The organism is Microbulbifer mixtoriginis (SeqCode), from assembly GCF_052467945.1.
The window spans coordinates 1,139,893-1,159,117 of the sequence record NZ_CP174328.1 but is presented as its reverse complement, the minus strand read 5'-3'; the positions used below and the strand labels follow the sequence as shown (position 1 = coordinate 1,159,117).

Below are 19,225 nucleotides of genomic sequence, written 5' to 3'. Positions count from 1 at the left end.
CCCAGACTTATAAACCCCAAACCAACGATCAACCCCTAAATATAGTAAGGAATATATGATCTACAATGCTATTGACACCCTTTCCCCCTTCATTTGCATGAGAACAACCACCCATCTAAAACTAAATAAACTTCAACATGTCGGAATTTATGGAAATTAATTTTTTAGCCTCAATCGATTGTGGATCTATCAGACTAAAATCAGCAAATTCAAATCCTGGCCCAACGGAGCAGCCTACCAGTACTGTCTTTCCAATAGGTTCAGCTGCCTGCCAAGTTCCAGCTGGAACAACCTGACAAAACGTATTATTATTGGACGAAATTTCCATCCTCTGAACATTCTTATCCAAGTCATTCCAAGTATAAAGATAGAGTCCTGCGCCTTGATATAAATTCCACACCTCATCCGATTGCACTTTATGAAATCGGCTTACCTCGCCTTTATCTAATGAAAAATAAATGTGAGTGAGCGCTGATCTTCTCTGCCCTTTGTTATTGGTCACCACTGCATTGGACCTGAACACTTCAAGAAATCTCCCCCCTTCAGGGTGTTCAGATAATTTGATAGGCTGCATGACTATTCCTTTAAGACCTATAATGAAATTAACAATAACCTTAAAATTGATCCCAACCAAAGAGGCACTTAATTCTCACGTTTTTCTTTTGACAGATTTTTGGCAATATTAGCTATCGCCTCTTCCATTAAAACCAAACCATTCAAGTAAGGTATCCAATACTTATCAAGAAGGGATTTATAATTCCAGCGCCCAACATATAAACCGTTCAGTGTTGCGTAATCTGTGAAATTTGGCTCTTCCTTTGAAATAACTCTTCTAACAACTTCACCAACTGTATAAAAATGAATTGGATGCCATATATGTTTATGAGCCTTTAAGCCATATTTATCAAACTCACTGCTGATTATCCCTTGAAGTTTGCTTTTGCGATTTACACTGTTAGCATGTGTTAACTCATGAAAAAACATTTCTAATGCAAGCCAGCCTGAGTAATCTGAATAGGTACTATTGATAATAGTTTGAGAACTTCTTCCTGAAGTGGTAGCTCCCTGTCGCATACCAGGCTTATAGACAATATTTACTGTATGCGCATTTACTAGCAGTTTTTCACCAAAGAGGTCTTCGAGCCGGCTAGCAATTGGGTCACCATACACATCCAGTTTCTCCCGTAAGCTTAGATACCACCTAAAGTTACTTTCTCTATGCAGACCCCACATTTGCTCATTATAAAGAGTGGAAAGCTCCTGCAAATGAGCATATAAGTTATTATTAACTGATTCAGAATCGACAGGAGTGCCTGATAAAAGCAGGGCTGTTAGATCTGCCACTTCCCCGCTAGACCGAATAATATTAATATTTTGTTCAGCCCCATGTGTAATATAATCATTGATCGTCCTCTCGAAGAGGTACAACTGATCAGCAACAATGCCTTCCTCCTTCTTTAAAGCCGCATATAGATTTTTATCTCTTGCCAATTCATACAAATATAGATGTAAATTCAATAACGGCTCATTTTTAAAGCTCACCAATCGCCAACCATCTAACTGGTCAGATGCCTTTTCTTCTGCGAGAACGGGAAAAACTAAAGAGAGCAATATTAGAGCAAGTAGAAATGGACGAAGCATTAGAAAAGCACCAGCGGGTTATTCTTATAAGGCAAGGGAAGAGTGACACTGATCGATCATCCTCCCAATATGGTAAGAATATAACTTCCAGAAGGAGCCCCTGCAAATAAGTACTGCTGTTCAAGCTGGGGGCAATCCTCAGTCACGGGTATAAAATCAATTGCGTGCAGCGAAACAATGCCAACTTTTTACCCGTACTCTTACAAACTACAGAAGCATCCCATACCTGAGTGGTCCGCCCCATATGAACAGGTGTTGCAGCACAAAGAACAATCCCATCCCGAACTGTTCCCAGATGATTCGACTTCAGTTCAACAGTAGTAAAGCCAGAAGCCTTTTCTGGTAAGTTCGCCAAGCAACCAATACCACAGGCCGTATCGGCCAAAGAAACGACGCTACCAGCATGTAAGTAACCATTAGGTGCCAAATGAGGCTCCAAAATTTTCATCTCTGCATGGATCTCGCCCTCAGCAACTTTCACAAGTTCAATCCCCAGAAGCCCTGGAAGCTTACCTTTGCAAATCTTGTTGTAATAGTTATGGTCCTTCATATAAATCCTTATTAACAACTAACTGGTCATAATAACAACCCAATTAAGGCAAAAATTTCTCTTTAGCCCCACTAAACATCTTCTTATATCTAGGTTTCACAGCAAACTTACAAAGGGAGTGTAGTTATTCTGTACATAATAATTATTTTCCCAGGGGCCTTCTCAAATAGAGGACAGCACTGTAAAGAACCCTACCCCACCTAGCACCCCCTTGCACATTACTATTTCTGGTAGAAAATTCTGAAACTACTTGGAAATTACCTTATAGCAGGGAACATACTCTTTACCCGGCAACTTCATTCTCTGTTGTTTCACAAAAGACTCCAGCATAATATCAATGCTGCGCATAATGCTCGAATCACCACGCAGCTCATAAGGTCCATACTCCTCAACCATCCGAATCCCTTCATTTTTCACATTGCCAGATACAACGCCAGAGAATGCACGTCGCAGATTGGCAGCTAATAGATAGGGTTCTTGGCTTTTATGTAAAGCGAGGTTCAGCATACTTTCATGAGTTGGTATAAACGGCTGCTGAAATTCATTAGCGACTTTTAACTTCCAGTTAAAATAATAGGCGTCATCCGTTGCTTTGCGGAAGGACTTGACCTCTTGTATGCCTACCGACATTTGTCTAGCCACTTCCTGTGGGTTATCAATAATAATTTGGTATCTTGAACGAGCTTCCTTACCCAAAGTAGAAGCGATAAATTCGTCAATACGAACAAAATATTCCGTTGCACTAGGTGGGCCGGTGAAGATAACAGGGAATGGCTGATCCTTATTTTCTTCGTGTAGGAGTATCCCCAGGAGATAGATGATCTCCTCAGCAGTACCCGCCCCCCCTGGGAAAACCACAATTCCGTGGCCTGTGCGTACAAAAGCTTCTAAGCGTTTTTCAATATCTGGGAGAATAACCAGTTGATTGACGATTGCATTTGGTGCTTCTGCAGCAATAATACCGGGTTCGGTAACACCAAGGTACTGTCCATGGCGATCGCGCTGCTTGGCATGTCCAATAGTGGCACCCTTCATTGGCCCCTTCATTGCTCCCGGCCCACAACCGGTACAAATATCAAGGTGGCGCAAAGCCAACTCATAACCTACCTGCTTAGTATAATCGTACTCTTCAGATAAGATTGAGTGCCCTCCCCAGCATACTACCAGCCTAGGCGTGCGGACTCTATCGAAGGTACCGGCATTTCTCATAATATGAAAAACCGCATCGGTAATGCCCTGAGAGGAGGTTAAGTCATGTAACTTACTGCCGGTGATTTCACTATTTACATAAATAATATCTCTCAGTACCGCAAACAAATGCTCTGCAATACCACTGATAATTTTGCCATCAACAAAAGCACTGGCTGGAGCGTTTTTAAGCTGTAGTTTTATACTGCGCTCTGTGGGGACAACAGAGATATCAAAATTAGCAAAGGTTTCCAGAAGCTCCTTACCATCATCCATAAAACCGCCACTATTTAGCACCGCTAGTGAGCAGTTTCTAAAGGTTTGGTATTGTGAACCACGACTCTCGCTACTAAGCCGATTAATTTCATACTTGGATAGGATCTCAAACTGCCCTGTAGATGAAACCTGTGCATCGATAAGATCAATAGACATGCAACCCTCTTATTGAACTGAGATTGGGATCTTTACATAAAATAGTGTTCTGGTGCTATAGAAGTGTAATCTAAGTTGATGACTAGGCTTCTTTTTAATTAAACCGAGGCAATTGGATTTAATAGCCAAGAAAAGTTGACGTACAACTAAACCATTCACCTGAGACAGGAAGTGCCAACAGAGGAACACAGGCCTAACTCTTTGGGACTGAGTCGCGATTCACATTATTTTGACCCAGTTTACATCTTGATCACAGGTACTCTTTGGCTGGTCATTGCAAGTAGGCACTACTTATTAAGCCCGTACCATGAAAACCGTCCCACCTATTGGTTCAGGCTTAATTTGACCATTACCCTTTTTAGGGACAACACATTACCAGATCAACCCTGAACACATTTATAAAAATAAAAATTCTCACTAAAATTGAGCTCGGGACTCTTTAATATCATCAAACTTTAGTTTGATGTCCTACGTCCCAGGCCTTCTTCAGGGGAAGGCTTAACTTTAGATAAAAGTTGATTCAGTTCTTCAAGTACAATCCACGGATCGGTTTTATCGTACAGATGCGAGGAGTATTTCATAATTACATGCTTGGCGTTGTCACTAATCTTGGTGAGTTCAATTTGCGACTGATCCCAAGTCCTGTTGTAAACGTCTACATCTGCATAACTCATTTTAGTCTGACGAATTGCGGTATGTGGCAACCCTCTACTCATAACCGTGATTGGAATCTCTTTCTTTAACTCATAACGCTCTGGTTTTGATGCAGACTCTGCAAAATCTTCGAAGGAATGCTTTTCCTTTTCCCACTCCATAATCCACTGCATCGTTGCCCATCCCTCCTTGGATAAAGAAGACTTCAGGTTTCTGTACCAGGATTCATGGGCTGCATCCACAAATAGAAGGGCAGACACCCTGCTGGGGTTTTCACTTGCAAATGCCCTTGCTACTAAACCACCAAATGAGTGGGCCACAAGAACTACGGAGTCCCATTTTTTAAACTCCACAAAAGCCTCAAGCTCAGCAGAAAGCACATCCATCGATCTAACTTTTGGAACGGCATGAGCACTTTTTCCAACTCCAGGCCGATCGTAGATACAAAGCATAAAATCATTAGAAGAGAATTTATGAAAGGTATTTTTATAGGTACTATGCGCATCTAACCCCATACCTGAAACCATCAATACTACTTTTTTACCCTCACCCTCCTCTTTACAAAGATAGGATATTGTATTCCTTCCAATGGTAACAAACTCATATTTATGCTCATCTTGCGCCCAAACTGAGCTACAAAGAACACTGAGTAAAAATGCGGTATAAATTTTCATAATCTTCCTTGGAATTTATAGCTTACATAATATCTACGGTGAGTATCGGCACCCAAAACATTGTCAAACCAGTAACTCCTGTCCCTCATTCACCTAAATCAAATAACACTATTTACCCGACACAGACGTAGCTCTTAATGCTGCATATTTAACTGAAAAATATACCTGCCGAAAGAACAACTCGTACAACTTACCAATTTAGCCAGCAACATCTACAAGCACTATCCCAGAAAACCTTTGCCAGGGAAATCACTATAATATTTACTTTATAAGAGGCTCGTTAATTGATAGGGACAATAATCAATCTTAATAATGCTGAAAATTTGACCAAGTCGAGCATTTTAAGGACAAGTGGCAAGAAGGCATAAAAAAGCCGCACAATAGAAATTGTGCGGCAAAGCTCATAAAACCTGCGGGAGAGGTTTGAGTCAAACTAGAAGTCGTAAGCGATGCTTAACTTGATATTGCGCGGCAGGATATAACGAACATTGGTTGCCTGAGGATCCCTTGGGTCTCCCTCGGTGATACCCTCCTCATCGGTGAGGTTATCCAGTGCAAGCTGAACGGTAATATCGTTTAAGTAGGCCACTGCTCCAAAATCCACTTTGGTATAACCCGGCAGCGTCACAGAGTTTTTACTGTCATTGAAACGATCACCCACTCGGCTTACTCCACCAAACATCGCCATATCAATATTGCTGATCGTGAAATCATAGTTCTGGCTTAGGCGTACTTGGTACTCGGGCTGGCGCATCACTTGATTACCTTTAAAGTCACCGCGGGTGATTTCTGGCTTCTGCAAAGTTGCATTCAGGCCCAAAGTGAAGTCACCCCAGTGGGCCTTGCCATCAAGCTCAAGGCCCAACGCCTCTGTTTCCAGGCGAGCGCATGTGGTGCTACCAATAATGCAATCAGGCATTCCCTGGGTTTCATTGTAGAAAAGGGTGGCAAACAGCGAGTAGTCTTGATCCTGCAGCTTGTAGCCCAGCTCATATTGGTCAATATCGATAATCAGATCGGAACCCGCGCGGAAGCTCTCGCCAAACTCGCGATAATTATCAAAGTCCGCGAATTTGAAGCCTGAATTTATACGGAAGAAAGCCCCCATATTCTCAGCGAAGGCCCAATCTACTGCAGCTGTATAGGCAGTACCCTCTTCATCCGCCTTATAGGTGTTAAAAATACCATCACGAACACCTTCATCTACTGAGTAGTTAGTTTCACGATTTGCAGAGCGCACACCCAAATCAAAAGTGAAATCGCCCAGGTAAAACTCACCAGCAATGTAGAATGCGTTTTCTCGGGCATCACCTATCGCTTCAAGATCATGGCTCCAACAGAGAACTGGGTCGAGTTCTTTATCATCACAAGAAATATCGCCAGCAACTTGCTCACCATCATGACCAAGTACATAGTACGCTTGGTTTCCAAGACTCCACCACTCATCAACTTCCCAACTAGAAGTGTAATAGCCTGCGGTTACCTTAAAGTCATCCCACTCTTTGGCTAGGCTGATATCGTTGGTCGTTGCCTCAATATCTTTTCGTACTACCCAAGCACCGAATTGCTGCAACAAAGTTTCATTACTGACCTCAGCCCCAGACACGGTAGTAGCTGAAGTCACGCTTGTACCATCGTCGTATCGCAACTCACTAGGTAATACCGGGCGACCATTGGGTACAAAACCTAAAGTATCAGCATTACCACTGGTCAAACCAAAACGCTCAGTAAGGCTCCAGCCATTACCCAGGTCCAGCTCAAGGTAGGCGCCAGATACGCTGCCGTCCCAACCACGGCCTTCTCCCATATCAAAAGTTTCCCAGCGCGTTTCAGAGCCACCATTTCCGTCGGCCTGGGAAATGGGCACTGAAACTTTGCGATTGCTGGGACCCACTTGGGTGTAGTCAGTTGCCAGGAAGGAAGCATTTGGCAGATACCAGGTGCCAGTATCTTTAGTATCTCGTACGTAGAAACCGGCTTTGCCGTTGTCCATCTCTTTAGTCAGGTGCAAGGTGAACTGGTGACCTTCTTCCGCATCAAAACCGGCATCGCGAATACCGGGAGAAGAACTCACATACCCACCCATCATGTAGTACACATCTTCGCTGAGCTTCCCGGTCAGAAGGGCATCAGCCCTTTGAAGGTCATAGTCCGAAGTGGTGTATTTAAAGCGACCCTCGGTTTCTTCGGTCCCCTCTTTCAAAATGAAATTGGTCGTGAGACCCGGCTGGCCGTTAGAGTAGACCGGATTAGGGCCACCGCGCAGGCCTTCTACACGCTGGATCGTCTCATCCACACGGAATAGAGAGGAGTTTTCCATGAAAGAAAGAGTCGGTGCCGGGTAAAGTGGCAAGCCATTCATAGAGACCGTCACAAACGGAGCGTCACTGCCGCCCGGAAATCCCCGTACATCAATGTTTGCACCAGATACGCCGCCAGAGCTTTCAACCCAAAGACCTGGGATAGACTTCAGCAAATCTGCAGTGCTAGACGGGGAGGCTTTACCGATTTCATCGTCACTCAGGGTTGTGATTGAAAAGCTCGCATCCAGCTTTTTTATACCGGCACCACCTGGGGTTCCCGTGGTGATCACTTCCTCAATCACCCTATCTTCAGACGCCAATGGTGAAGTGGCTTCCTGAGCTGTGGCATAGCCCCAGAAGCCCAGCTGCATGGCCCCAAGTGGTATAGCCAGCGCTAGAGGATTCTTCTTCATTAAAACTTCCCTCTCATCGTCATTCTTATTGGATTTTGAGATGTGTCTGGCACACGCCAATGCAAACGATTGCAATTTATGTACCCGTCCTGTGAGACGACACTTTGGAACAACTATAAAGCAGGATTGCAATCGATTGCAATGCGGTTGGCAGGGTAATTTGTGGCTATTTCCTGTATTTGGTCATATTTGCTAAGGAAGTAAGATTCCGCCAGACATCCTCCCGGTGAAGTGAGCAGACGCTGCCACAGACTTTAAGACGTATTTATTGCTTTGAAAGGGGCCAATGCGTTTCTAAAGTAGAATTATGTGAATACACGGAAGGAATCCTTGATGTAGCTGACAAGGATGTATTTAGAAGTTCAGTGCCACCATTGAGGGCTCAAAATGACCAGTTCTTCATGTCATCAGGCGGACAACCACTCCCATAAGCACGGCCCCCACTGCGGGCATGCCGCTATACGGCATGGAGACCATGTTTGTTATTTGCACAATGGCCATCTACACCATCCCCACCATGGCCACTATGATGAGCACGTGCTGGAAGTCAGCAGCAAAAATCCCGCGAGCTGCAATCCTATCACTACCAGCACACACGCCACTCATGTCCATGGGGAAAACTGCGGACACGAACGTATTCCCCATGGAGATCACGTCGATTATCTGGTAGATGGACACCTGCATCATGTGCACGGTGATCACTGTGATGATCATGGCCCAGTGGAAATGATACAGGAGCAGTAGGGGCCTACTGAGAAGCAGAGGCGGGGTTGATTGTGCGAAGATCCAAATAAACTAAAGGTTACACTATCAACCCTAGCCTGCTTTCGAAAAAGGTGAATACCCCTTTACAACCAAGAGACTCACAAATAAATACTCTTAATAAAGACTCATTTTCTGACTTAAACCCAAGACTCTGATTATCTCACCAATAACCTTCCTCTCCAGATAATTACGCTGCATCATCTAAAGCAAAAGTACAATTTGCATTTCCTCATAACATGACATTACTTTTCAGGGGAAGTACTGATCCCAGGGTTATAATCCCCCAGCTACAAGTCCCCTAGGAGCTTTCTTTGTGCCCGAGATTCATATTTTGACCGCCTTCCTTGGTGCATCTGCCCTATTGGCCATCTCACCAGGTCCAGATTTAGTATTGATATCGACCTACTCCGCCACAAGAGGTTTTTTGGCTGGATTTTTAATCGGTTTGGGGATTTTCATTGCAGGACTTATTCAAACGCTACTCGTCGCATTTGGCCTCGGCCAAATAATGCAGGCCATGCCATTGGTCGCCATAGTAGTAAAAACTGTCGGAGCCCTCTATCTTGCCTGGCTTGGATTTAATCTATTGCGTAGCTGGCGCGCCAACCTCTCTGTTCAGAACACTAAACCTGTAACAGAAAGGCTAACTCCTTGGCAGCTCGTCAGTAGAGGCCTGATTAATAATTTAATGAACCCGAAGGCGCTTTTATTTTTTAGCTTGTTCTTACCGCAGTTCACCACAAGTACAGAGCCCCTTACGCCCCAAATATTACTTCTTGGCATTCTGCTCAGTACCACAGCCCTCATAGTCAATACAATATTTTCTCTTTCATTTAGCCGGTTGGGACACGTATTTAAACAGCCTGCAGCATTTACTCGACATTCGGAGGGCATCCTGGGGGCTATTGGCCTTGCCGCTCGCCTAGCAACAGAACGCTAGCCGGGTGAAATTCAGCCATATTAAAGTTTACATGAAACGTAAAATCGCAAGAGAAGGCATTTATGGATAGCTATAAACCATGGGGACTAGATAGAAATACGTTTCTAATGCTCCTACACCTGAGTCAACTGGCCTGGATTATTATTCCTGGTGCAGGCTTTGTATTACCAGTCATTATGTGGGCAACCACAAAAGATCAGGTTCCAGAGATTGACAGGCATGGAAAGATGATTTTCAACTGGATGATCAGCCTGTTTATTTACTCTATTGTGAGTACTATTCTTATCGTTCTCGGCGTAGGTCTTTTGGGGTTGATCGTGCTCGCTTTAATCAATGTAGCTTTTATTCTTATTGGGGCCATCCGAGCCAATGAGGGCGTTTTTTGGCGCTACCCACTCAGTATTCGCTTTTTTCAATAAGTTTAAAGATTGCCTGCTCCAGACGTGTATAGCTTAAGTGGTATCCGCGTAATTTTAGCGACTAACAGTCGTCAAACTAAAAAGCCGGAGAAAACCCCGGCTTTTTTCTAGTCAAAGACTAGAGGTGCAAGCAACTGCCACTAAATATAAAATGACGGCTTGCTTTGATCATATAGATACAGCGAGTTATTAGTAATAACCTGCAATATCATCTACGATCGGGCCAATTGCGCGGTACGCGTTTGAGATATCAACACCATTTCTTCTTTCACCACAAGGTAAACCATCACAGGCTACCCAATCCGGATCTGAGAAAATATCAAACTGGGTTGTAGTACCGAATACATGCGGATAAGCCATAATCGTGGTAAACCTATTTTGTACACCATGGCCATAGCCATAGGAGTACACGCCAGGAGTACCTTGCTGAGCAGTAGAGTGACTCAGGCCCATATTGTGGCCAAGCTCATGAACGAAAGTGTTGTAGCCACAGTCTACGGCAGTGATGCTATAAGCTTGATCACGGGTAGAAGCATACATTGTGCCATTGCTACCTTGACCAACCCAGGCGATACCACAAGTGGTATAACGACCATCAGTTTCGGCCATGCCCAACAAAATGATCATGTCCGCTTTTTTTGAAGCACGCCAGTTCTGGTAGCTGCTACTCGCGGTGATAGTATCGATGTCACTTTCTGTAGGGCGGCGATCTGTGGAGGTTCTCGCTGTACCTACCAAGTTTAGCTGAATATCAACAAGGTTATTTTTAAAAGAATTATTGGCATAAGCAATATACTGATCAATTTTTGCAGAAATATCGCCAGTATAAGCTGCCGCTTGATCTGTATATACAATGCCTACATCAACAGTTTCAGCCTGTGCAAAACCGGAAACTGCAGCAGCTGCAACGGCAGCAGCTAAACTTTTTTTGAGACTCATTGTAGTCTTCCTTTTTTTTATATAATTAATGCATGTACTTTTTTGGCAGCTGCAAAAATTGATCAACTGCCAACATGACATGCTTTTGCACCCTAACCCGCAAAGAAACCATCCTTTTTTTCCAACCTATCGAGAAAATAAACTCTTAATATTTACGGGTTACCTATAGACACATCCCTTGTCAACCTAAAGATTTGAAACTATGCATCCCTCATCTTTAGATTCTTTACAGCTCATCTTCAACTAAAAGATCGCCGCCTTCTAATTTCTTACCTTGGGACGATGGTTTTCTACGTAGATCACCGTTTTCTACATGACCCTGAATTAAAGCCCCATTAGGCGCAATCCATGCAAAACCATCTTGTGCCTCCATAGTGTAAGAGCCCGATGGCAGGTTCAGCTGAGCATAAACCACATCCTTTCCTAGCGTTATTGTGGCCCCAAAGAGGCGTGCATGCCCCGGAAAGTTTAATTCCAAGCTTTTGTTTCCACTCGTGTGCTGTTGAATACTTCCCACCTGAGCATCGTAGTCACCTTCCACTCCAGGAAGATCCATATCAACATATTCGCCTATCTCTAAATTCCTTAACATATCCACGTTAAGCTCAAGATAAGTTTCACCCTTGAGATCTTTTGGTAGGCGACCATTTTCATGAAGTACCTGCTTGGCTAACTCTGACTCTTCCCAAAGAATATTTTCAACTTCTTCCAGAGGCTCATCCATTGCAGATGCCTCACCTTCAACAACTTCATCCAAAGAGTCTTCTACAGGAAACCTATCAATAGCCAGTTTAGGCTCTGGAATTTTTGCGACCTGTCTTTCAGTATTAGACTGCCCTTTAGACCAAAAATAATATCCAGCCCCTAGCAAGATCACCAAAACAGGAATTATCAACTTCTTCACAGCTCACCACCCCAACATTCATTTATTAAAATAACACTCCCGAAACCCCCAAGCTTCAGAAGAAAATTTTTTCTCGCAACATCAACCAGAAAAGGTTACTTCCAGACATTCTCGCCATCGCCCAGACTCAGACGAAGAATGGTATCAGGACCTCAAAATATTTTTTTAAAACACTTCACAGATAAGAAAATAAAAAAATGATCGCAACTGAAGCCGACAACAAAATCATAAAAAACTGCAAACCTCATCGCAACCAACAAATATAAGTCCTTAAAAATATTGAGAAGTTCATCCACTTGAGGAACTTAAATGGTTATAAAGCTATAACCAAAAAAAAGGATGCGATAAATTACACCAAAAGATAAAAAAGACACCTGCAGAACAAGTCAACCCAAAAGTTAAAGAACAAAAAAAGGGAGGGCAAAGCCCTCCCCAAAACAATGGAGTTAACAGTCAATAACTTCTCAACAAATCAAGAGAGTAAAAGTAGATTAATAATAGCCAGCTACATCATCAATAATCGGCTCCAATGCTCTATGAGCATCAGCCCGATTTCTCTCGCCACACGGTAACCCGTTGCAGATTTTGCCTGGATCAGAAAATGTATCCAGTCTTTCAGCGCTTCCAAATGCAGATGGATACGCCATAATAGTGGAGAAACTGTTATTTACACCGTAACCAAGTCCCCAACGGTAAACATAACCACTGGTATCACCTTGTTGGCGAGAATGAGTCAGCCCCATGTTGTGGCCCAGCTCATGAATAAATGTAAGATCAGTACCCCCACAATCAACTGCAGTCAAACTATAGGCCAAGCGCTTGGCACTAGGATCCATTACACCGTTACTACCTATTCCGCCCCAGGCTACTCCACAGCGGGTACCAAGAAAGCGTCCATCTTCCCAAACTTCTTCGCCCTTGCCTAACAGAGCAACCATGTCGGCTTCAAAAAGTTGACGCTGCACCCCAACTGGGCCGGGAGCAACTTGCGTAATTTCAGCGTAGGTCGGCGTACTATCCTCGGCAAAGTACTCAGTTAAGCCAGAAAATTCATTGAGGTTGTCTCCATTAATGAGGAGGTCCTCCTTGGAATACTCTCTTGAGTCTACCAATTCCAGCTGAATATCCAGGCCATTATTCTCGTAAATACGGTTAGAAGTACTGATCAGATTATCAACCATTACGGAAATATCACCAGTATACTGAGCCGCAGGGTCGGTATACCAAACCGCAATTTTTATCGTCTCCGCACTTGCCGCCCCAGAGATGGTAAGAGCCGTTATAGCGGCAGCCAAACTGTTTCTTAGCTTCATAGCAGTTCCTTTTATTATTAAATTATTTACCCCAACCTTTGTGATCCAACCAATGAAACCGGTTACATCTTTGGTCAAACTGATCAAATCACAAAATGCACTCGCCTTAACTGGAAAATAGATTACTCCCTACTCTCTTTTCCACCTGTACAAGCAATCGCTTCTGGCAGTAACAGGCACTTCAAGCAGCACTCCCTTTGCTGCTAGCCAGGTAAGGTAACTCCTACCCCAACATTAGATAAATTCTTACTTTAATTTTACCTCTTCCTCCAAGTGACTCCTGGTTAAATCTTTTTTCGAAGCCACCCAAGCATAATTTCCCTGCGCCTCTAGGGAGTATGAGCCTGAAGGCAATGTTAAATTACCATATACCGAGTTTTTGCCAATTGTGAAATTTACAAAATACACGCTACCATAACCAGGCAGGTTCATTTGTACACTTTTATTCCCACTGGCATGCTCCTGGACTTTATCCACCTGAGCATCGTAATTTCCCTTCACCCCAGGCATTTCTATATCAACATAGTCTCCAATAGATAAATTCTTCAGAGCCTCTACATCAATCTCAAGATATGTCTCTCCATTTAAATCAAGCGGCAAGCGTCCTGACTCATGTAAAACCTGCCTTGCGACATCCGATTCTGCCCACATCAAGGCACTATCAGGGTTCGCCTCTTGCTCTTGGGCGGAAGGCATCACTACCACTTCTTCTGTAGATTTAGTTTCAGTTGGAACAATTTTCTTGGAGGGAGGTGAGACTGGTTTTTCAGTAATCGGTTGTGGGCTATCTGTTTGACTCTTTGCCCAGAAAAAATACCAGCCCGCACAAAGGAGAGCAATCAGTGGAATTATTTTTCTCATTAGCTTCTCACTGCAAAATATTTATGCTAGCTCAGAAAAAATCTCAATGGTGCTGATTACTTAATGAGCTACAGCAAAACCGAGACTTAACCTTTCCTAACATGGACCACTATGCTGAGACGCTTAATGCTAATTTCCACGCAATTAATTTTTCAGAATTATTTCACAAAAATGTCATCCCTGAATGGGTAGCCTGTGAGTGTTCTCTGACTTTACCTGCTGGATACGAAAAAATATCGACAGGTTCCTGAAAAATGACAACAACATTAGCTTAAAATTTTTTCTGCCAAAAAAGAAAAAGCCAGCAACGCTGGTAAGAATTGCTGGCCTTAACTGATCAAAAAGTGACTTTAGGATTGGCTTTTATCGCCACGGGTAACCCCCAATGCCTAGACATGGGTCACTCGCAGCCCTCCCCCCTCAAAAAAGCGCTCAAAAAATACGCTAATAAATCCAGTGATAACAATTGCCAACAGTAATAACCACAAGAAGTCCCGGGGCTTATCCTGAGCTGCGGGCTCTTTTACTTCTTCTAGTTTCTGCCCACTAACTTGCTGAGACGCGGGAGCGCTGGCAGCGACATTATCTACCGTCTGGCCACTCACAAGCGGGGCAAGACCAAATCCAAGGGCCTGCTGATTCACAAAGTCAGTAAATTTCTCATTGTCTGTTGCTACGTCGTGCTGGTTGGCGAGCTCGGTGTAAGTCTCCACCATTTTCCTTAGCGTTTCTGCATCGGCAGGCCAGTAGCCTTTGCGCACAGCCTCCAGCATACGCTCCAGCATTTGTGCCAGGGCTTCCGCATTGTGCTCCTCAAAGAACTCACGCATATCCATTTGGTATTTATCCTCCACGTAGACCTCAAACATCTCCTGCCATTGGTCGTCGCGGATGGTTTCCGGAGTCATCACCTCCCAGCCCCACATGTTGTTCACGCGATCCAGGATTGCCGTTGCGCCGGCATAGCCGGATTCCTGCATCGCCTCAATCCAACGGGGATGGAAATAACGGCTACGCATTTCCTGATTGACAAATTCTCCCAGGGTCTGGGTTTTAATGTTGTCCTTGCGACGCAAGTTGGAGACATACATTTCGGGTGTCTTACCGTCGAGATTGCGCACCGCAAGCCCCATACCACCAAAATACTGGAAAGGGTCATCATTAGTCATCATTGCGTAGAGATTGGTGGAGCGCGAGAATATCACTCCATCGGTACCGGAAAGCACCTTGCTATAAAGTGCAACATTGCGCTGGTCATCGCTCCAACGGGATTCATCCTTACCATAGGCAAAGCCCATGCGGCGCATATACAGATCGGCCAGCTTGTCGTCTGTCTCCCAGCTGTCGGAAGCCAGGCTGGCACCATTCAGGCCGGTACCATAATTGCCACTTTCATTGGAGAAAATGCGTACAGAGGAAAGATAGCGCGCATCTTCTTCGGAACTGCCTTCTTCCTTTAATTGCTTTAATAAGGCCTGGCTGTGGCGATAGACAAAGTTGTTCTCCTCCTTCATCTGCGCCACTTTATCGATGGCTTCCGCCAGCCACAGCATCACATTAGGGAAAGCATCGCGGTAAAGACCCGTAGCAGAGATCACCACATCGATACGAGGGCGCTTTAACTCTGAATAGGGAATCACCTCAGTTCCAGTAACATTGCCCTGCTGATTCCATTTGGGCTTGAGACCCAGCGCATGCAGTATTTGTGCTTCCAACGCACCTTGGTGGCGCATCGTCTCCAGGGACCAAAGGGAAAATGCCAGCTTATCCGGGAAACGGCCATGTTTTTCCCGATAATCGGCAATGGTCTGCTCCATCAGTCGAACACCGGCCTCATAAGCCTCCTTGGATGGCACCTTAGCCGGGTTGAATCCAATCAGGTTGCGACCGGTAGGCACTGCCTGCGGGTTACGAATAGGGTCACCCCCATAGCTCACCGGAATGTACTCACCGTCAAGCGCCAACATCAAGTTTTGTAGCTCGGCGACACCGGCAAAGTTATCGGCATACTCCCGACCCTGCTGGAGGTGATTTTGCAGCTCTTCAGAAAGTTCCGGCAATTGGTGGCCAGCCAGGTAGGCATTTAACAGCTGATAACCCGGCTGTGCTTCTAAGGCGACTACATTGCGTTCATCCAGCAGCTGCTCCGCCGGCAAAGCCAGGCCCTGCTCCTTCTCATATTGGCCAGCAGCTGAAATATAGTTTTCACCCAGCATTTGCAGCATGGTGCTGGTGAGATGCTCTGACTTGGGCAGCTGACCAAAACGATGGATACCCAGTGGTTGGCTCATTTCAGCCAGTTGGGCCAAGTGGTCCTGAAGACGACTGAGCTGGCCATCGAAATCAGCTTGCAGGGTTTCAGCGCTGATTTCCAGATCCTTGAGCATATTCAGCTTGTCCGCCAGGGTGATAATACGCTCCTGGGTATTCAGCCGGGTTTGCCCTTCTTCCAGAATCAAGTAATTACCAATCAACTCAGAGAGTTCTGCCACTTCGGCATAAAGACCCGCTTTAGCGAAGCCTGGTGTTAAATGGCTGATCATCGTCGCACGTCCGCGACGCTTGGCCTGCATAGCTTCACCTACATTATCAATAATGTAGGGATAAAATACCGGGATATTACCCAGAGCCAAATTTGGGGCGTCGAACACAGAGAGCCCGCGCTCCTTACCGGTTAACCATTCCTGGGAACCATGTGTTCCCAAGTGAATATAGGCATCTGCCCCGAAAGTTTTGCGCGCGTAGAGATAAACCGCCAGGTAGGCATGATTTACCGGCGTTTTCATATCGTGGTAGAGGGAGGCGTGATCTTTGGCATTATCCGCGCGCACCCCTTGTGGCAGGACAATCAGGTTACCCAATGTCATGCGTGGGATAACGAAAGCCCGCTCACCATCATAATTTGCCAACATGGCGTTATCTTCCGGCTTACCCCACCGCTCCACAATGGGATCACGCACAGAGGCCGGCAAACGATTAAACCAATCGACATAGGTGGAAAGTGGCATCCAGTCCGCCAAACCTTTATCAATCAGTGCCACGCTGTCTTCACGGCGATAATAAGGGCGCAGCAATTGGCCTGCCCAGGCGATCAGGGTCTTGGAGTCCTGCTGTTCTATTTGATAGCCACGCTCCTCCATGGCTTTGGCGATAGACTCAATAGAAGAAGGGACATCGAGGAAGGCCGCACCAATATTCTTCTCACCGGGAGGGTAGTTCCAGATAAAGGTAGCCACTTTTTTCTGGTTGTTTTTTTTGTAGCCAAGAGAGGCGTGACTCCAGGCGCGTTCCACCAATGCATCGAGCTGGTCTGTCATTACAACCTTATTGCCACCTTCACTTGCGGCAACAATTACCGGATCGATACTACCGGTGTCTTCAGGCATCACCAAGAAGAATGGAGTTAACGAAGGAGAAACCCCACTATTATCGGCAAGATAATCCGCTTCACTGCCCTCGGTATAGTTCAGAGCATGAATCACCGGGACACCCAACTTTTCGAACTCCGCACGACGTTTACTCACATAATGGAGAGAGCGGTAATTGATCATAAGATCAACACGCGTTTGCCCCGCTTCGTCTTGCAGTAACTCCGGATAGGAAAGCGGCAGATCCTCACCTTCAAAGAAAAAGGCGAAAGCCTTAGCACCTTTTTCTTCTAGGCCAGCCAAGATGGCATCTACAACCTGCTGCTGCTCGTAATCCACGACTGAGCGATGGATAGCCAAACCTATAACCGGCTGCTCTGCGGATACCTGCAGCCAATTAAAGAAATCCCCTTCACTGTCAGCCACCAGGTTTGGCAGACTTGGATGATAAAAACCCACTTTAGGCACAATAATAGGATCGGCTACAGGCAGCTCGGTAAGGCCAAAGACTCCCGCGGAGAGGAACTGCATCAAATGCCGGTAGTTCTGACGCCCAGCATTATTGAAATACGCAGCGATGGATTTGTGCTGTTCAGAGGTCAGCCCCTGGTTCATGGAGGCGTTATCGGCATCCCCCAGGGAAACCACCGGCACTTTGGAGTACTGGGTTAGCAGAGGTTGGTATTTTCCAAACATAAATTGGGAGAGTACCGGATTGATACCGTCAAGCATCACCAGGCTGGAGGAACCCCAGGCCTGCGCTATTTGCTCTTCACTTTTCCCTTTGCTGTTAAATATCTCCAGGGTAAACGGCTGGTCCGCAGCCAAATCAGATAACAGCTCCCCCTTGGCTTTCGCGGTATGGCTGGACATCATCAGCAAAACTTTGGGTTTATCGTTAGCCTGCACCATCATCGTAGTGAAGGCTATTACGACAAAGCATGCCAATTGCATACAAACCTTCTTCAACATGACTATTTACCCCCTACAGCCTTGTCTTTTGCAGACTCTTCTTTTCCTTCCGGCACATAGACCAGGCTGCCGTCTGCCATCTGGTAAGCAACACCAGCGCGCGTGCCCTCTCCGGAACCAATTTCACCGGTGGATTTGTACTGCTTAATTTCTTCCCCATCTTTTACGATGACTTCCATATTGGGCTCACCGGCATTTTTGATGACTGTGACCTTTTCATTGGAAAACACGTTTAGCGGGTTTTGTGCGATAGCGATAAGCAGTGCGGCAATAATCACCAGAAAAACATCAATCAAGTTAACCGCACTCAAAATCGGGTTGAGCTCTTCATCTTCATCCAGGAAGCGCATTAAACAGCCTCCTTCAATTTGCGAATGTTAATTAGCTCAGCAGCAAACCAACGCTTCTTTACCGAGGCCGGCCAGAAGGTCAGGGTAGAAATTGCGAGACCCCAGATCACAGCAGCAAAAGCGATAATCAGGTTTTCACTGATCCCCTGGATATTGCCATCGGCCAAGGCTCGCAACGCCGGCCCCATCGGGATCATGGTGGCGATCAAGCCCAACATGGGGGCAATGCGTGTTGCCATACGCAGCATCTCCAACTTTTTCAGTGCAAAAACTTCCAACTCGTCATCACATGCCAAAGGGTGTCGCACGTAATAGTTGTGCACCTGATAGCCGGGCAGCTCCTCTTTCCGACCTTGCTTTAAGGCCAAGCTGTAGGTGCCAGCATTGCGGCGTCGCAGCAGCCATAGGGAGATAAAGCGTCCCGTTGCGTAAAGTGCGTAGATAAAAAGAACCAGAATCGCCAGTAATACTGGGGCCATAAACAAATCAGCCACATCGGCCATCAGGTTCTCAATTATCGAAATATTCATTGCAAGTCT

The 19,225-nt window shown here is 45.3% G+C and carries 16 protein-coding genes; 3 read left to right on the top strand and 13 right to left on the bottom strand.

From position 1 onward, the window contains the following. Nucleotides 1-121 precede the first annotated feature (121 nt). From ACJJIJ_RS05230 to ACJJIJ_RS05205, 6 genes are all read right to left on the bottom strand, one after another. Nucleotides 122-574, bottom strand: coding sequence for a cupin domain-containing protein (locus ACJJIJ_RS05230; protein WP_252085504.1), 453 nt, complete (start codon nucleotides 572-574; stop codon nucleotides 122-124). 68 nt (nucleotides 575-642) lie between these two features. Beyond that, nucleotides 643-1,641 (bottom strand): hypothetical protein, encoded by a 999-nt coding sequence (locus ACJJIJ_RS05225; protein ID WP_444938821.1) that lies wholly within the window; start codon nucleotides 1,639-1,641, stop codon nucleotides 643-645. Nucleotides 1,642-1,783: 142 nt separating this feature from the next. Further along, the gene (locus tag ACJJIJ_RS05220) at nucleotides 1,784-2,191 is read right to left on the bottom strand and encodes a PaaI family thioesterase (protein ID WP_252085502.1); all 408 of its coding nucleotides are present in this window, start codon (nucleotides 2,189-2,191) and stop codon (nucleotides 1,784-1,786) included. A 246-nt stretch (nucleotides 2,192-2,437) separates the two neighbouring features. Further along, entirely contained in the window at nucleotides 2,438-3,811 is a 1,374-nt protein-coding gene (gene ppnN / locus ACJJIJ_RS05215; protein ID WP_252085501.1) for a nucleotide 5'-monophosphate nucleosidase PpnN, read from the bottom strand. Nucleotides 3,812-4,266: 455 nt separating this feature from the next. Continuing rightward, nucleotides 4,267-5,139 (bottom strand): alpha/beta fold hydrolase, encoded by an 873-nt coding sequence (locus ACJJIJ_RS05210; RefSeq protein ID WP_252085500.1) that lies wholly within the window; start codon nucleotides 5,137-5,139, stop codon nucleotides 4,267-4,269. A 433-nt stretch (nucleotides 5,140-5,572) separates the two neighbouring features. Next, nucleotides 5,573-7,855: a TonB-dependent receptor gene (locus ACJJIJ_RS05205; protein ID WP_252085499.1), complete on the bottom strand. Its 2,283-nt coding sequence runs from the start codon at nucleotides 7,853-7,855 to the stop codon at nucleotides 5,573-5,575. Nucleotides 7,856-8,242: 387 nt separating this feature from the next. Between ACJJIJ_RS05205 and ACJJIJ_RS05200 the strand changes: the two genes are divergently transcribed. The 3 genes from ACJJIJ_RS05200 to ACJJIJ_RS05190 all read left to right on the top strand — a co-directional run bounded on the left by ACJJIJ_RS05200 (nucleotide 8,243) and on the right by ACJJIJ_RS05190 (nucleotide 9,979). Next, nucleotides 8,243-8,599 carry a hypothetical protein gene (locus ACJJIJ_RS05200; RefSeq protein WP_252085498.1) on the top strand — a complete coding sequence of 119 codons (357 nt, stop codon included), beginning with the start codon at nucleotides 8,243-8,245 and terminating at the stop codon, nucleotides 8,597-8,599. A 334-nt stretch (nucleotides 8,600-8,933) separates the two neighbouring features. Continuing rightward, nucleotides 8,934-9,560: a LysE family translocator gene (locus ACJJIJ_RS05195; RefSeq protein WP_444938820.1), complete on the top strand. Its 627-nt coding sequence runs from the start codon at nucleotides 8,934-8,936 to the stop codon at nucleotides 9,558-9,560. A 62-nt stretch (nucleotides 9,561-9,622) separates the two neighbouring features. Further along, nucleotides 9,623-9,979, top strand: coding sequence for a DUF4870 domain-containing protein (locus ACJJIJ_RS05190; protein ID WP_252085496.1), 357 nt, complete (start codon nucleotides 9,623-9,625; stop codon nucleotides 9,977-9,979). 189 nt (nucleotides 9,980-10,168) lie between these two features. On the opposite strand, the gene ACJJIJ_RS05185 is transcribed toward ACJJIJ_RS05190, so the two are convergent. From ACJJIJ_RS05185 to ACJJIJ_RS05155, 7 genes are all read right to left on the bottom strand, one after another. Further along, on the bottom strand, nucleotides 10,169-10,918 hold the full coding sequence (locus tag ACJJIJ_RS05185) for a M12 family metallo-peptidase (RefSeq protein WP_252085495.1): 750 nt from the start codon (nucleotides 10,916-10,918) through the stop codon (nucleotides 10,169-10,171). A 226-nt stretch (nucleotides 10,919-11,144) separates the two neighbouring features. After that, nucleotides 11,145-11,822: a protease inhibitor BamI-like protein gene (locus ACJJIJ_RS05180; protein ID WP_444938819.1), complete on the bottom strand. Its 678-nt coding sequence runs from the start codon at nucleotides 11,820-11,822 to the stop codon at nucleotides 11,145-11,147. Nucleotides 11,823-12,313: 491 nt separating this feature from the next. Continuing rightward, nucleotides 12,314-13,135 (bottom strand): reprolysin-like metallopeptidase, encoded by an 822-nt coding sequence (locus tag ACJJIJ_RS05175; protein WP_252085493.1) that lies wholly within the window; start codon nucleotides 13,133-13,135, stop codon nucleotides 12,314-12,316. Nucleotides 13,136-13,381: 246 nt separating this feature from the next. Further along, a complete protein-coding gene (locus ACJJIJ_RS05170) occupies nucleotides 13,382-13,996 on the bottom strand; it encodes a protease inhibitor BamI-like protein (RefSeq protein WP_444938818.1) in 615 nt (204 codons plus the stop codon). 389 nt (nucleotides 13,997-14,385) lie between these two features. Further along, nucleotides 14,386-18,318 (bottom strand): cobaltochelatase subunit CobN, encoded by a 3,933-nt coding sequence (gene cobN, locus ACJJIJ_RS05165; protein ID WP_444938817.1) that lies wholly within the window; start codon nucleotides 18,316-18,318, stop codon nucleotides 14,386-14,388. 20 nt (nucleotides 18,319-18,338) lie between these two features. Then, nucleotides 18,339-18,686, bottom strand: coding sequence for a DUF2149 domain-containing protein (locus ACJJIJ_RS05160; RefSeq protein ID WP_020414951.1), 348 nt, complete (start codon nucleotides 18,684-18,686; stop codon nucleotides 18,339-18,341). After that, a complete protein-coding gene (locus ACJJIJ_RS05155) occupies nucleotides 18,686-19,216 on the bottom strand; it encodes a MotA/TolQ/ExbB proton channel family protein (protein ID WP_444938816.1) in 531 nt (176 codons plus the stop codon). Before ACJJIJ_RS05155 ends, ACJJIJ_RS05160 begins: the two co-directional genes overlap by 1 nt. Between the last annotated feature and the right edge of the window lie 9 nt (nucleotides 19,217-19,225).

What these genes read in the sequence shown, in the direction of transcription:
- ACJJIJ_RS05225 (WP_444938821.1), bottom strand. Translation starts at nt 1,641, where the DNA reads ATGCTTCGTCCATTTCTACTTGCTCTAATATTGCTCTCTTTAGTTTTT.
- ppnN (WP_252085501.1), bottom strand. Translation starts at nt 3,811, where the DNA reads ATGTCTATTGATCTTATCGATGCACAGGTTTCATCTACAGGGCAGTTT.
- ACJJIJ_RS05220 (WP_252085502.1), bottom strand. Translation starts at nt 2,191, where the DNA reads ATGAAGGACCATAACTATTACAACAAGATTTGCAAAGGTAAGCTTCCA.
- ACJJIJ_RS05200 (WP_252085498.1), top strand. Translation starts at nt 8,243, where the DNA reads ATGACCAGTTCTTCATGTCATCAGGCGGACAACCACTCCCATAAGCAC.
- ACJJIJ_RS05175 (WP_252085493.1), bottom strand. Translation starts at nt 13,135, where the DNA reads ATGAAGCTAAGAAACAGTTTGGCTGCCGCTATAACGGCTCTTACCATC.
- ACJJIJ_RS05185 (WP_252085495.1), bottom strand. Translation starts at nt 10,918, where the DNA reads ATGAGTCTCAAAAAAAGTTTAGCTGCTGCCGTTGCAGCTGCTGCAGTT.
- ACJJIJ_RS05190 (WP_252085496.1), top strand. Translation starts at nt 9,623, where the DNA reads ATGGATAGCTATAAACCATGGGGACTAGATAGAAATACGTTTCTAATG.
- ACJJIJ_RS05160 (WP_020414951.1), bottom strand. Translation starts at nt 18,686, where the DNA reads ATGCGCTTCCTGGATGAAGATGAAGAGCTCAACCCGATTTTGAGTGCG.
- ACJJIJ_RS05170 (WP_444938818.1), bottom strand. Translation starts at nt 13,996, where the DNA reads ATGAGAAAAATAATTCCACTGATTGCTCTCCTTTGTGCGGGCTGGTAT.
- ACJJIJ_RS05230 (WP_252085504.1), bottom strand. Translation starts at nt 574, where the DNA reads ATGCAGCCTATCAAATTATCTGAACACCCTGAAGGGGGGAGATTTCTT.
- ACJJIJ_RS05155 (WP_444938816.1), bottom strand. Translation starts at nt 19,216, where the DNA reads ATGAATATTTCGATAATTGAGAACCTGATGGCCGATGTGGCTGATTTG.
- cobN (WP_444938817.1), bottom strand. Translation starts at nt 18,318, where the DNA reads ATGCAATTGGCATGCTTTGTCGTAATAGCCTTCACTACGATGATGGTG.
- ACJJIJ_RS05210 (WP_252085500.1), bottom strand. Translation starts at nt 5,139, where the DNA reads ATGAAAATTTATACCGCATTTTTACTCAGTGTTCTTTGTAGCTCAGTT.
- ACJJIJ_RS05205 (WP_252085499.1), bottom strand. Translation starts at nt 7,855, where the DNA reads ATGAAGAAGAATCCTCTAGCGCTGGCTATACCACTTGGGGCCATGCAG.